The following is an 822-nucleotide window of genomic DNA, read 5'->3' as shown; positions in this document are numbered from 1 at the left end:
GTTCGAATCCCTAGCTCTCCGCTGATTTTGATATCAAATTATTTAAAAGCCTGCAAATCATATGATTGCAGGCTTTTGTTTTTCTATCAATACTCAAAATATCCACCGGATCGCATATAAACAGTGCGTGATGAGGTGAGTAAATTTTGAGATATTTAAACTCACCGAATTAGTCATATCTTTTTGATAATCAAGATGTTCAATATTTAAACATCTTGATTATGATTAGCTGCAAGCTTAGTTTTGTTTCACTTTTAATGTTATTTAACATGAAAACTAATTTCAGCTTACTCTTCTATTTGAAGAAACCAAAAAACTACACAGACGGCCTCGTGCCGATCTATCTTCGGATTACCGTTGCCGGTAAACGGTCTGAAACTACCACAGCACGAAGCTGCGATCCTTTGCAATGGAATAGCAAGGCTGGGCGATTAAAAGGAACCAAGGAAGTTTCCAGAACCTTTAACGCTTACCTTGATCAGTTACAAGCTATGGTGTATGACGCGCATCAAAGCCTTACGGAGCAAAAAGCAGCCATTACAGCCGAACGGCTAAAAAGTAAACTCACCGGTAAAGCGGAATCCGTTAGGATGATCCTTGATGTATTTAGGGATCACAATACGCAGGTGGCAGCTTTGGTCGGCGCCGATTTCGCAAAAGGGACATTAGAGCGTTATCAAACTTCTTTAAAACATACTTCCGAATTTATCAAATGGAAGTATAAAATCGCCGATATTGACATCCGGGACATTGATCACGATTTTATAGTAAGTTATGATTTTTACCTTCGTTCCGAAAGAAAATGCGCGAATAATTCAGCTG

1 protein-coding gene is annotated in these 822 nt (G+C 38.8%); it reads left to right on the top strand.

The window, feature by feature from the left end; translation table 11 throughout:
• Nucleotides 1-269 precede the first annotated feature (269 nt).
• Nucleotides 270-822, top strand: a 553-nt coding sequence (locus tag AC1DPZ_RS28275; RefSeq protein ID WP_477409802.1) for an Arm DNA-binding domain-containing protein, incomplete at its 3' end; no start/stop codon positions are given.

It is taken from the genome of Mucilaginibacter sp. P4_G9 (genome assembly GCF_056400985.1).
The sequence above is the reverse complement of the archived record's forward strand: the minus strand, read 5'-3'. Positions and strand labels throughout refer to the sequence as shown.